We start from the raw sequence: 11840 nt of genomic DNA, 5'->3' as shown, positions 1-11840 counted from the left end.
TGGTCTCCGTAGTAACCGCCGAAAAACAACGGATATGGCGTAGCTGCTGTTCAGCGGCGGCGTTCGGCTCCCGGCCCCAGTAGCGAGGTCAGCTCGCGCATCGCCTACGGGGACGGTTTGAAGTAGCGGCGCAGGTTCTCGGCCTTGCGGTGCCGGGATTTCGCCATCAGTTCGAGCAGGCTGGCACCGGTCTCCCCGAGGTGGGTCAGGCCCGAGTGCCGGAGTTCGTGCAGATCCCAGCCGGTTCCGTGCCCGTCGAGGGCGGTGGCGGCGTCGAGCAGGTCGCGGGCCTGGTCATACGACAGCCGCGCCAGGCCGGTGTCGGGGCACAGGTCGCGTTCGGCGAGGTACTTGCCGGGTCCGGGCCGGCGGTGAGTGACGAACACTGGCCCGGAGGTACGGTCCTTGATCAGCCTCGGCAGCAGCCGAGCGGTCCGGCGTCCCAGTACACGTTCTCGAGGACGTGCTCGTAGTGGGTCGCGCCGCGGCGGCGGGTGCGGGGTTTGGCGCCCTTGGACCTGACCGGGGCGCTGTGCCCGGCCAGGTCGAGGTCTTCGATGTTGAGCTAGAGCAGTTCTTCTGCGCGAGCACAGGTTTCGTAGAGCATCCGCCACAGCGTCTTCTCGCGCAGGTGGATATCTCGGCGGGCGATGAGCCGGTCGATCGCGGTGCGCGAGCGCACCGGAGTGTCGGAATCCGGTGGCGTCGCCCGGGCGGCCGCCGCGGGAATCGCCGGCGCGGGCCAGCCCTGTTCGGCGCACCAGGTCAGCCATTTACCGACCGCGGCCTGCCGGGCGTTCCAGGTGTTGACCGCCGTGGCACCCCACAGCGATTCCAACACCGCGCCGACCTCGGTGTCGGTGACCGAATCCAGCGTGCGGCTGGGCCCGTGCAGCCCGTCGGGGCCGCGGCCGTCGAGCGCGTCGATGGTCTTGACTATCGCGATGCCATAGGCGCGGCGGGTGTTGGCCGGCCCGACGGTGTCCAGGAACGCCTCGGCCGCCGAGCGCAGGGTGCGCGGCGGAGGGGTGCGCAGGCGGGTCACCTTCGCGGCCATCGACATCCACCTTCCCGCTTGCCCTGGATAACGGGGCCACTTCACGTCGCGCCGTGACGGGGTCGTCGCAGCCCGCTAGCGTTGTTACCCCGGATAACAGGCCGTTATCCGGGGTAACACGTCGCTCGGCAAAGCCGCCGAACCGGAATTGTGGAACACCCATGATTGATCGGGCTCGCGACGGCGGGCACACGCGCGACACCGGGACCTGACGCTGTGGCTCGATGGATGGTGGGTCAGTGTGTGATCACGATCTTGCCGTTGGCTTTGCCGTGCTCGACATAGGCGATCGCCTCGAGGGTATCGGCAAATGGGAAGGTCCGGTCGAGCACGGGGTGCAGGATCTGCTGGTCGTAGAGCGAGGCCAGATGTGCAAGCTGGTTGCCGTCGGCTCGCATGAAGAAGAACGAGTAGCGCGCGCCCAGTTTCTTGGCCTGCGCGCGGATTTTGCGGCTCATCAGGTACATGACGGGTGTGAGCAGCGGCCGACCGAGCTGTTTGGCGAAGCCCGGGTCGGGTGGTCCGACGACGCTGATCGCGATACCACCGCGGGCGAGGACGGTCAGCGACTTCTGCAGGCTGGCTGGACCGAGAGAGTCGAGGACGACGTCGTAGCCGAAGAGCTCCCGGGTGAAGTCTTGTGTGGTGTAGTCGATGACCTCGTCGGCCCCCAACGCCCGGACTTTGGCGAGGTCTTTGGTGTGTGCGGTGGTGGCGACAAAGGCTCCGAGGTGTTTGGCGACCTGGATGACCGTCGATCCGAGACCGCCGGCGCCCGCGTGGACCAGCACCTTCTGTCCGGGCTGAAGGCCGGCGGTCTCGACGAGTGCCTGCCAGGCGGCCAGTGCTACCAGCGGCACTGCGGCAGCCTGTTCGAAGGACAGCGAGCCGGGCTTGCGGGCGACGTCGGCGGCGTCGATAGCGATAGCCTCGGCGAAGGCCCCGATCCGCAAGTCCCTCGGCCGTGCGTAGATCTCGTCGCCGACTTCGAACTCGTGCACGTCTTCCCCGACGGCAGTCACGACTCCAGCGAGGTCGTGCCCCAGGACGAAGGGCGGTTTGTACTTGAGGAGTTGTTTGAATTCGCCGTTGCGCACCATCTTGTCCAGCGGGTTGATGCTCGCCGCGCGGATGTCGACGAGGACGTCGTTGCGGCCCGGCGTCGGGGTGGGGATGTCGGCGGGTTCGAGTCCGTCCTCGCCGTAGTGGTCGACCACGAATGCCTTCATCGGTGCTTCCATCCTTACTGTTGTGGCGAGTTCGGGGGCGTTGTCGGCGGCTGGGCCAGGGCCAGGGCGTTGGTGAGGCCGGCGGCGAGGACGCGATCGGAGAGTTCGCGATCGGTGAGCGCACGGGCGAGCTGCAAGGTGCAGATCAGTGTGGTGAACAGCCCTGTCGCCCGATCGTAGGAAGCTTTGGGGTCGTCGGGGTCCAGGTGGTGTGCGATGAGGGCGAGGATGGACCGCATACCGGTCGTGTAGGCGTCACGGATCTGCATGTCGCAGCGGCCGATCTCGTCCAGCAGCGCCGCCGACGGGCATCCGTTCTCCCGGTCATCGCGGTGGGCCGGGGACAGGTACTCGCGAATGAAGCGCTCCAACCCATCGGGCCCGTCCGGCATCGCCTCGATCATCGCGCGCTGGGCCGCGAGCTGATCCGCGACGACGCTCGCGACGAGATCGCCCTTCGAGGTGAAGTGCCCGTAGAACGCGCCGTTGGTCAACCCGGCGTCTCCGACCAGGGACGCGATGCCCGACCCGTCGAGACCGTCGCGCTTGAACCTGCGTGCGGCGGCGTCGATCAGCCGTCGCCGCGTCGCGTCCTTGTGATCAGCGCCGTACCTGGCCATGGGTGGTGCTCCGTTCGTGTTCAGCAGTCCCTATCGACATTATATTACGATCATAATAGTATGACCGTAATCCAATGGGCGAACTCGTACGGAAGGGACGTCATCATGCCCACCTGGAAAGATGTACCGACACAGACCGTCGACGCCGCCGGTGTCACCTTCGCCTACCGGGAGCTCGGGGCGCAGTCCGAGGTCCCGGTCGTGTTCCTGCACCACTTCACCGCCGTCCTCAACGACTGGGATCCACGGGTCATCGACGGCATCGCCGCGCACCACCGCGTCATCGCCTTCGACAACCGAGGAGTGGGCGCGACCGGGTCATCGGCGCCCTCCGATATCGAACAGATGGGCGCAGACGCGATCGCGTTCATTCGCGCGCTCGGCTACGAGAAGGTCGATCTGTTCGGCTTCTCTCTCGGCGGCGCGGTCGCACAGATGATCGCCCTGCAGGCTCCGAACCTCGTGCGTCGCATGATCCTGGCCGGGACCGGGCCGCGCGGCGGCGGCATCGCCAAGATGCCCTTCATCGTCGGCGGCGCCTATCTCAAGAGCTTCCTGACCCGCAAAGACCCCCGGCACTATCTGTTCTTCCCGCGGAACACAGAAGGCAAGAAGGCCGCGACCGAGTACTTCGACCGGCTGGCCGAGCGCACCCGCGGTCGCGACAAGCCGATCTCGCATCGGGCCCGGATCGCCCAGTTGCGTGCGATCACCAGCGGGGGCCTGCACGCTCCCGACGACCTCTCGACGATCACGGTCCCCGTGTTCGTCGCCAATGGCGATCACGACCTGATGGTCGCCAGCGAGCATTCGGCCGACCTGGCGCGTCGCTTGCCCGACGCGTCGCTGCGGATCTATCCCAACTCAGGCCACGGCGGGGTGTTCCAGCACCACCGCGCGTTCGTCCCCGAAGCGCTGAAGTTCCTGGCCGCCGACACCCGCCCGACTCGCCAACCACAACTGGAGGCCCAGCCGTGAATTCCGACCAGCACCCGAATGGCATTGTGAAGTCCTACCGGAACGCGCCCACGCGGACAATCGAGGCGGGTGGGATCACCTTCGCCTACCGCGAACTCGGCCCCCGCGGTGATATCCCCGTCGTGTTCTTCGTTCACCTTGCGGGCAACCTCGACAATTGGGACCCCCGGATCATCGACCCGATCGCAGCCGGTCGCCACGTGATCGCCTTCGACAATCGCGGGGTAGGCGCTTCGACCGGTTCGGTCCCCGACACCGTCGAGGCCATGGCCCACGACGCGGCCACGTTTATCCAGGCGCTGGGTTTCGAGCAGGTCGACATCTTAGCCTTCTCCCTCGGCGGCATGGTCGCCCAGGCCCTCGTCATCCAGCGCCCAGAAATGGTACGCAAGCTCGTCCTCACCGGCACCGGCCCAGCCGGCGGTAAGGGCATCGACAAGATCGCCTCCACCACGTACTTCGACATCACGCGGGCCGCATTGACACGTTCGGACCCCAAGGAGTACCTCTTCTTCAACCGCGATACCGCGGGCAAGCGGGCTGGTCGCGCATTTATCGAACGCCTCCAGGAACGGACCGTCGATCGCGACGTGCCGGTGACCGTGACGACGTTGCGGACCCAGCTCAAAGCGATCAAGCGATGGGGCCGTTCGGCACCATCGGACCTGTCACAGCTGAACCGACCCACTCTGATCGCCAACGGCGACCACGACCGTATGGTGCCCTCGCAGCTCTCCGAGGATCTCCACCACCGAATCCCCGGCTCGGACCTGATCATCTACCCCGGCTCCGGACACGGCGCGATCTTCCAGTTCCACGACAAGTTCGCCCCGACCGCGGTCGCCTTTCTCGCCGACTGACGCACAAGCCATCCAGATTCGTCGGCTCGTCCAGCCTGATGTCCGTTGCGGAGTGTTCCTGCGCCTCTCTGGCTCCAGCCCCGAAACCCCTCCGAGGGAACGACGTTGAGAAGATCAGCATCGACGACGAAGTCCGGGTGGACGAGGTCGAGATCAGAAGAGAGTGTCGCGGACGCGGAGCGGCCGGTATCCGGTCGGCCCGAGCTGGGCGAGTTCGGCATCGATGTCGACCTCGATCGCGCCGAAGAAGTTGATGTTGGCGCTGTGCGCCGGGCTGATGTGGGCCAGGACCTCGTCGTCGATGCGCTGCCCGGCCCGGCGCATCTGCACCACTGCCAGCCCGTAATACTCGGTGGTCCAGGCGATCACGGCGTTGGTGGCCAGCGTGAGGCACCAGGCTTGCTCGTTCTGGTCATCGAGCTGGCGGGCCCGGATCATGCCCTCGTGGGCATACAGCAGGTCGCGGCGGAGCGCGTGCAGGGATTCGCCCTTGTTGAGCTGGCGGGAGATCTTGCGCCGGTAATCCGGATCGGAGAGGTATTTCGCGGCGTAGATGGTGCGCCGCAGCGCCCCGTACTCCTTGAGCGCCGCGGCCAGGGTGTTCTGGCGTCCGGAGGCCGACAGCTTGCCGACCAGCAGGGAGGCGGTGGCGTGCCCGAATTTCAGCGACCCGGCCAGCCGGAGTAGATCGTCCCAGTGCTCGGCGATCAGATCGAGGTTGGCTTTGCGGGTCATCAGCGGGCCCGCGTGCGGGAACCGGGTCTCGGCCTCGGCGCGTGGGCCCGGTCGGTAGAGGGTGATCCGGCCCAGGTCCCGGATCCGCGGAGAGAGCTGCATCCCGAGCAGGTCGAAGAGCCCGAAGTTGACCAGGGTGACCCCGTGGGTGTCGGTGGCGTGTTCGGTGATTGGTAGGTCGGTGGCGTTGCCGAGGATCTCGTCGAGCACGTAGTGGGCTTCGCGTTTGGTGGCGACGATGACCTTGGTGCCGTAGGTGGCGTGCTGATCGGTGACATGGGTACAGGTGGACAGACCCTCGCGGGCGAAATAGCGGCTCAACGGCCGCGCTGTCGTCGACTTCCCCCGTGTCGGGAACCGCTGTCCATCGCTCGAGGACAGGGTGCCCGCGCCGAACACCGCCGTCAGCGGCAGACGCTGGTGGTAGTCGACCAGCACCAGGTTCGCCGCGCGCAGCGTCTCCTCCCGCACGTACCACTCATCGGTCCAAGACAGGATGTCGTAGGTGATGCCGCAGGCCTCGGCCATCCGGGTCAGGCCCAGGTTCGTCGAGTGCGCCAGCAGCACCGCGATCAGGTTGCGTTTCAACTCCGGCGTGCGGGTCGCCTGGCCGCCGGCGTGGGTGAAGCAGTCCAGGTAGCCGGTGCGTCTGTCCAGCTCGATCAGCAACGACACGATCGGCGCGAACGGCAGCATCTCGGTCAGCTCGGCCTTGAGCGAGATCGCCTCCGCCGGGACATCTTCAACCGTCAAAGGGGAAATGATCAAATCCCCGGACTCGTCATCCACGCGCACCGGCCCCTCACCCTCGGCCAGCACCGTCTCCAGCTCGCCGACCGCGGTGTGCAACTCCTCGACCACCGCCGCCAGGGCGACGCCGGGGTCGGCCGATCGCCCGACCAGGCGGCAGAACTCGGTGCGCTGCGGTTCCCACTGGTCGCTGGTGAGCAGGTAGGCGGCCGGGTCGGCGTAGCGGCGCGAGCCCGGCACGAACACGTCCCCGCTGCGCAGCCCGTCACGCAGCCCCAGCAGCACACACAGCTCCCAGTAGTGACGGTAGGCGGCGGCGCTGCCGGACTTTCGGGCCTGATCGAGGTAGCCGCGCCACTTCGTGGGCACGAACCCGGTCGGGGCCTCGTCGAAGACCTTGCGGCGGCCGGTGGCGTTGAGCTCGCGCAGCATCGCGACCGCGATCAGCAGCTCGCTCGCGGCGGTCCCGCCGGCGAAGCCGACAGACGCGAGCACCGCGGGGGTGAACTGGCGCAGGTAGTTGTAGGAGGAATCCAGCGCGGCCAAATGCCCGTGATCACGGGGCAACCGCGGCTTAGCCTGGGCGACCGCGGCACGTAAGCGTTCCCACCCGATCTTCTCCCCGCGGATCAACGCGCCGATCTCCTCATCGGCGACCGCCGGGTCGGTGACGATCGCCAGCAGATCGTCCAGCAGTGCCTGACGGTCCTCCCCGGCCTTACCGCGTTCGGCCAGTTCCTGCTGCATCCGGCGTTCGGCGGCCCCGAATTCGCCGAGATCGCCTGATCGAACAACGCCACGACCTCGTCGAGGACGTCGGTACCGGACTGGGCCAGCACCGTGAACAGGATCGGATACCGGCGCTGCGGATCACGGCGCTCCAGCGCCTGCGGGGTCAACCGCCGGCCCATCGTGGCCAGGAACCGGCGCCGCTCGGCGGGCAGCACCGACATATCGAGGCGATCCGCCCCCAGACTGCGCAGGAACGCCAGCTTGTCGACCTCGGCGCGCACCGCGGCCGCCGAAGCCTCCACCGGCCCGGTCGACAGCCACCGCAACCGCGAAACACCTAACGAGGCATCGGTCACCAGCAGTGCGTCCAGCTCCGCACAGCGTGCCGGGGTGAACTCGTGGGCCAGGCGGTCGAAGGTCTCACGCTGAGCCTGCTCACGAGCGTGGGCAATGCGTTCGACCATGCTCACCGGGCCGGGGCGGATCACCCGCGCCGAGATCAGGTACTCACAGCCCAACCGGAACAGAAGGGTCGGGGAATCGTGTTCCATCGCCCGCGCGAGCAGGAACTCGTCGAGCTCCTTGAGTTCAAGCCGACCAGCGGGGCGCCAGCCCAGGTACTGGGCGACCAGCCGCACATGATCGGTGCGGGTCTGGGCGCGACGCCCATAGGAACCGATCTCGGTGCCGTCGACCTTCAGCTGCTCGGCCAACCTGGCCACCGCGACCGGCGGGGCGGTCACCACCCGATCAGGCACGAACCCCAGCCACGGCAGCGTGCACAGCGCGATCGCGATACCGAGCCGATCGGCCGGACCGCGACCGCGCCCGGGATCGACGAAGGCCAGATCCGCCGGCGAGAGCGTGAAGAACCGGAACAGCTCCTCACGGCCGATCTCCGGCAATTTCCGCAGACGCGCCAACTCCTCATCCGCGAACACCCGCGTCGCCACGAAACCGACCTCCCACACCAACCAACAGCGTTGGGAGCCAAGCCAACCAGCAACCGATCATCACCGCAGGCCGAACCGGCATGCACCGGCGATCAACTGCCGGCCCGCCATATCCGTTGGTTTTTCGGCGGTTACTACCGGGACCCCGCCCAGGTGGAAGAACCGTTCCAGCTCGACCCGCGACAACGACCCGAACCGGCCGTACCCGCCGCTCACCGCACCCTCATCCCGCACAGGCGCTCATGAAACCACCAGCGCCGCAGCACCACACACGGTTCCGGCCAACCCGTTCGAATCGCCTTAGCGCCGGATCCCGGCCGGTTACACCACTACCCCCGGGTCGAGCAGATCCGCTGCGGTGCGGGTCAGCCGGGCGGCGACCCGGCGGCCGGCGCGCAGGCCCTTGGAAACCGGCTTGCGGAACACGACCGCGTTGAGGGCGATGATGATTGTCACCGTCGCCGTGGTGCCCTCGCAGAGGCCGGCCTTGTCGAGGGCGACCATGCAGCCGATGAACAGCAGGCTGACGACGGTCAGGCCGAGCAGCAACCAGGCGGCAATCCGGTAGATATCTGCGAGCGACGCCGATGGGGGCTCGAGGTGCGGGGGCACCGCAGAAGAAATGGTGTTCTTGCGAGGCAACGAATGAGGTCCCTTTGCTCAGGGACAGTCTCACCGGAATGGGCGTTCGACAACCGGTTCGACCATCCATACGTACGGATAGCGAACCGGGGTCCAGCGGAGCCTGCCCTCGCCCGGCCTAGCACTCTACGAGCGCTTGTACAACACAAACAGCTAGGAGCTCATCCCTCACCCAATGTGAGGCTCCTGAAGCGCCGGCTCTGACCCGTGCTCCAGGCTGCCGCGCGGATTAACGCGTCAGCGACGAGGTCCCGGCCAACGACATGATCATACCCAACCCAGATCCCTTGCCGCAGCGACTGGATCGGGTGGAAGGGCTTAGGCCCGACACCTCAGGCGCTGGAGACCGAGATTTTGAGTGACTGTCTATTTGGGGCACGCTCTACAACCACATCCCGGACCTCAAGGAACTGCGGACCTCCCGCGTCCCGCGCCAGCTGGAGGGCAGCAAGTGATCCCCGCCTTCCACCGGATGAAGGGCGGCGCCGCCCAGCTCGGCGTCACGCCCGGCGTGCCGGGCCCCTTCGGTACATACGAGGAAGAGCGGGTGTGTAGTTGCGGTACAGGAAGTGCCGCTGAGATTGATCACGGTCGGCTAGGCGGTGCGCCGCCTGACCGCGCTCCGGTGATCACCCGACAAAGGCGGTGCGGGGAATGTCGGGTGATCGGGGCCGGTGTCGCCGCACGATGGGGGCATGGATGACACGACCTTGGTATCCCGTTTCCTCCGCGACGGCTTCGTGAAGTTGGAGGGCGCTGTCGCGCCGCGCGTGGCCGCGGACTGCGCGCGTCTGCTGTGGCGAGAGACGGGCTGCGACCCGGACGACCCGTCGACGTGGTCGCAGCCCGTGCACTGGGTGGCCGGCATGGCGCAGGGGCCGTTCGCCGCCGCACCCAACTCCCCGTCCCTGCAGCGCGCGTACGACCTGCTCGTCGGCGCGGGACGCTGGGAGCCGCGCTACTCGCTGGGTACGTTCCCGCTGCGCTTCCCGCACGAGGAGGAGCCGGACGACGCGGGCTGGCACATCGAGGGGAGCTATCTACCGGAGGGCGAGAGCTGGTACTTCACGAATCTGCGCTCCCAGGGCCGGGCGCTGCTGATGCTGTTCCTGTTCAGCGAGGTCGGTGAGGAGGACGCCCCGACCCGGATTCGGGTCGGCTCGCACCTCGACGTGCCGAAGGTGCTGGAGAAGTACGGGGAGGACGGGGCGAGCGGGCTGACCCTCGCGCCCGATCTGGTGGCGGCGTCCGACCACCGGCCGCTCGCCCTCGCCACCGGGTCCCCGGGTGACGTCTTCCTGTGTCATCCGTTCCTGGTGCACGCGGCGCAACCGCACCATGGGGTGCGGCCGCGCTTCATGGCCCAGCCGCCGCTGATGCCGGCCGCGCCGTACGAACTGGAGCGGGCCGACGGCACGTACTCACCCGTGGAGATCGCGATCCGCCGGGGCCTGGGACAGGACACCCCCGGTCCGGACGGGGACGGCACCGACCGCAGCGCAGCGTAAACGTTCCTCACGACCACCGCTGGCAGAGTGGCCGTGAGGGAAGAGGAAGGAGGCGGGCATGCTGGAGCGGCTGAACCAGGCCATGGAGCACATCGAGTGCCATCTCGACCAGGCCGTCGACGTGGAGGAGGTGGCACGCATCGCGGCCACCTCGGAGTACCACCTGCGTCGGATGTTCTCCGCGCTCGCGGGCATGCCGCTGTCGGAGTACGTCCGGCGCCGTCGGCTCACCCTCGCGGGCGCCGAAGTGCTCGCGGGGCGTGAGACGCTGCTGGAGATCGCGGTGCGCTATGGCTACGGCTCCGGCGAGGCGTTCGCGCGGGCGTTCCGTGCCATGCACGGCATCGGACCGGGCGAGGCCCGGCGTACCGGCGCCGCGCTCAACTCCCAGTCCCGGATGGCTTTCCGCCTCACCATCGAAGGGAGTAGCAGTATGCGATACCGCATAGTGGACAAGGCGGCCTTCAACGTCGTCGGACTCAAGACCCGGGTACCGCTGGTGCATGCGGGGCCGAACCAGGCGATCATGGACTTTGTCCGCAGGATCGACCCGCAGACCCTGGAGCGCCTGGAGAAGCTGTCGGACCAGGAGCCGCACGGCATCGTCGCGGTCTGCGACGGCATGGACCCCAGCCGAGCCGAGGGCACTGAACTCGACTACCACCACGGCGTCATTACCTCTCCGGCCGCGCTGGAGGGCACGACCACGTTGGCCGTCCCGGCCGGCACCTGGGCGGTCTTCACCACGTCCGGGCCGGCACTGCAGGCCATCCAGGAACTGTGGCGGGACGTGTTCACCGAGTGGTTCCCGTCGAACCCGTACCACACCCGCACCGGCCCTGAGATCCTGCGCACCCGCCTGTCGCCGGAGAAGACCGAGGCCGACGCCGAACTGTGGCTCCCGGTGGAGCCCGAGCAGAGCTGAACATGGTCCACCGAGTACCGCGGCCGTCTGGTCGTTCATGTGCCGGATGCACGTGTGTGCCCGCCGGCGCACAGCTGGCCGACGCGCTGGGACTGCCCGGATTCGGTTCGGCGGGTGAGTGCCCCGGAGGCTTTCTCGGCACGGTGCAGGTGGTTGATTTCCACGACGCCGCGGGCTGCTGCGCGCCGTGGGGCCACCACAGGAGCCGGGCACTTTCCACTGGGTGCTCACCGACCCGCAGCCGCTGCCCGCGCCGATACCGGGCCCGGGCCCGGGACGACTCTGGCTGTACCGGGCTCCGGATCACGTCCTCGCGGCGGTGCGGTGATGGAACTCGGGTACGCCCGCGTCTCGGCCCCGTCCTCCCGAAGCTGACACCAGACGACAAGTAGCTCTCTGTAGCGGATCAAGAGCTGCGGTTCTCCACCGTCTTGGGGGTTCCGGTAGCAACGGCGGAATTTCCAACGGATATGCAGGTCGTAGCTCTGACAGGTCGACCATAGACAGAGATGTGAGGTAGGCGCTGCCCTGCATATCCGTTGGTTTTCGTGTTGCTACCGGAACCCCTCTTGCGCCCAGCGACGATCAGGTTCGCCCATGGCCTGCGCACGCTCAGGACTCGTAGATCCGAACGTGCCTGCGCGGCAGTCGCTGCCGCAGTGCGCGGCGCAACACCCGCGCAGTCTCGGTCAGGCCCGCTGTGTGCAGCTCGGTGACGAGGTCCTCGTCGGTGAGCACGTCGTCTCACCGCTCGTCGGGGTGCTCAACGATCGACGAGCGTGTCTATTTGGGGTACACCCCAAATAGACAGGCCCCCCACCCACCCGGCCTCGCCTGCTGGCCGCCGGTAA

The 11840-nt window shown here is 67.5% G+C and carries 11 protein-coding genes and 1 pseudogene; 4 read left to right on the top strand and 8 right to left on the bottom strand.

Features of this window, described 5'->3' with window-relative positions; all coding sequences use genetic code 11:
• Positions 1-104: 104 nt before the first annotated feature.
• The 4 genes from ON20_RS39330 to ON20_RS26945 form a co-directional block, all read right to left on the bottom strand.
• Positions 105-386 (bottom strand): site-specific integrase, encoded by a 282-nt coding sequence (locus tag ON20_RS39330; RefSeq protein WP_245547517.1) that lies wholly within the window; start codon positions 384-386, stop codon positions 105-107.
• A 179-nt stretch (positions 387-565) separates the two neighbouring features.
• Positions 566-1057 carry a site-specific integrase gene (locus ON20_RS39325; protein ID WP_245547516.1) on the bottom strand — a complete coding sequence of 164 codons (492 nt, stop codon included), beginning with the start codon at positions 1055-1057 and terminating at the stop codon, positions 566-568.
• Between the two features lie 236 nt (positions 1058-1293).
• Positions 1294-2286, bottom strand: coding sequence for an NADP-dependent oxidoreductase (locus tag ON20_RS26950; protein WP_040840130.1), 993 nt, complete (start codon positions 2284-2286; stop codon positions 1294-1296).
• A gap of 14 nt (positions 2287-2300) precedes the next feature.
• Positions 2301-2906 carry a TetR/AcrR family transcriptional regulator gene (locus tag ON20_RS26945; protein ID WP_040840125.1) on the bottom strand — a complete coding sequence of 202 codons (606 nt, stop codon included), beginning with the start codon at positions 2904-2906 and terminating at the stop codon, positions 2301-2303.
• A gap of 105 nt (positions 2907-3011) precedes the next feature.
• On the opposite strand from ON20_RS26945, the gene ON20_RS26940 reads away from it, so the two are divergent.
• A complete protein-coding gene (locus tag ON20_RS26940) occupies positions 3012-3884 on the top strand; it encodes an alpha/beta fold hydrolase (RefSeq protein ID WP_040840127.1) in 873 nt (290 codons plus the stop codon).
• On the top strand, positions 3881-4744 hold the full coding sequence (locus ON20_RS26935) for an alpha/beta fold hydrolase (protein ID WP_040840124.1): 864 nt from the start codon (positions 3881-3883) through the stop codon (positions 4742-4744). The genes ON20_RS26940 and ON20_RS26935 overlap by 4 nt, the downstream gene beginning before the upstream one ends.
• Positions 4745-4897: 153 nt before the next feature.
• On the opposite strand, the pseudogene ON20_RS26930 reads toward ON20_RS26935, so the two are convergent.
• From ON20_RS26930 to ON20_RS26925, 3 genes and pseudogenes are all read right to left on the bottom strand, one after another.
• A pseudogene (locus tag ON20_RS26930) lies at positions 4898-7914 on the bottom strand (Tn3 family transposase).
• A gap of 60 nt (positions 7915-7974) precedes the next feature.
• The gene (locus tag ON20_RS36915) at positions 7975-8130 is read right to left on the bottom strand and encodes a hypothetical protein (protein ID WP_157229040.1); all 156 of its coding nucleotides are present in this window, start codon (positions 8128-8130) and stop codon (positions 7975-7977) included.
• Positions 8131-8235: 105 nt separating this feature from the next.
• Positions 8236-8556 (bottom strand): hypothetical protein, encoded by a 321-nt coding sequence (locus ON20_RS26925; protein WP_157229039.1) that lies wholly within the window; start codon positions 8554-8556, stop codon positions 8236-8238.
• Positions 8557-9251: 695 nt separating this feature from the next.
• On the opposite strand from ON20_RS26925, the gene ON20_RS26920 reads away from it, so the two are divergent.
• Entirely contained in the window at positions 9252-10064 is an 813-nt protein-coding gene (locus ON20_RS26920) for a phytanoyl-CoA dioxygenase family protein (protein ID WP_040840119.1), read from the top strand.
• 58 nt (positions 10065-10122) lie between these two features.
• On the top strand, positions 10123-10989 hold the full coding sequence (locus tag ON20_RS26915; protein ID WP_040840118.1) for an AraC family transcriptional regulator: 867 nt from the start codon (positions 10123-10125) through the stop codon (positions 10987-10989).
• Between the two features lie 612 nt (positions 10990-11601).
• Here ON20_RS26915 and ON20_RS40035 read toward each other — a convergent pair.
• Positions 11602-11727: a hypothetical protein gene (locus ON20_RS40035; RefSeq protein ID WP_281032917.1), complete on the bottom strand. Its 126-nt coding sequence runs from the start codon at positions 11725-11727 to the stop codon at positions 11602-11604.
• Positions 11728-11840 lie beyond the last annotated feature (113 nt).

Origin of the sequence: Nocardia brevicatena NBRC 12119 (assembly GCF_000308495.1) — a bacterium.
Lineage (GTDB): Bacteria > Actinomycetota > Actinomycetes > Mycobacteriales > Mycobacteriaceae > Nocardia > Nocardia brevicatena.
Note: the sequence above shows the minus strand (reverse complement) of the source record. Positions and strands in the feature narration are given on the sequence as shown.

Coding starts and splice junctions, on each gene's coding strand:
- ON20_RS26920 (WP_040840119.1), top strand. CDS start 9,252: ATGGATGACACGACCTTGGTATCCCGTTTCCTCCGCGACGGCTTCGTG.
- ON20_RS26940 (WP_040840127.1), top strand. CDS start 3,012: ATGCCCACCTGGAAAGATGTACCGACACAGACCGTCGACGCCGCCGGT.
- ON20_RS26945 (WP_040840125.1), bottom strand. CDS start 2,906: ATGGCCAGGTACGGCGCTGATCACAAGGACGCGACGCGGCGACGGCTG.
- ON20_RS39325 (WP_245547516.1), bottom strand. CDS start 1,057: ATGGCCGCGAAGGTGACCCGCCTGCGCACCCCTCCGCCGCGCACCCTG.
- ON20_RS26950 (WP_040840130.1), bottom strand. CDS start 2,286: ATGAAGGCATTCGTGGTCGACCACTACGGCGAGGACGGACTCGAACCC.
- ON20_RS26915 (WP_040840118.1), top strand. CDS start 10,123: ATGCTGGAGCGGCTGAACCAGGCCATGGAGCACATCGAGTGCCATCTC.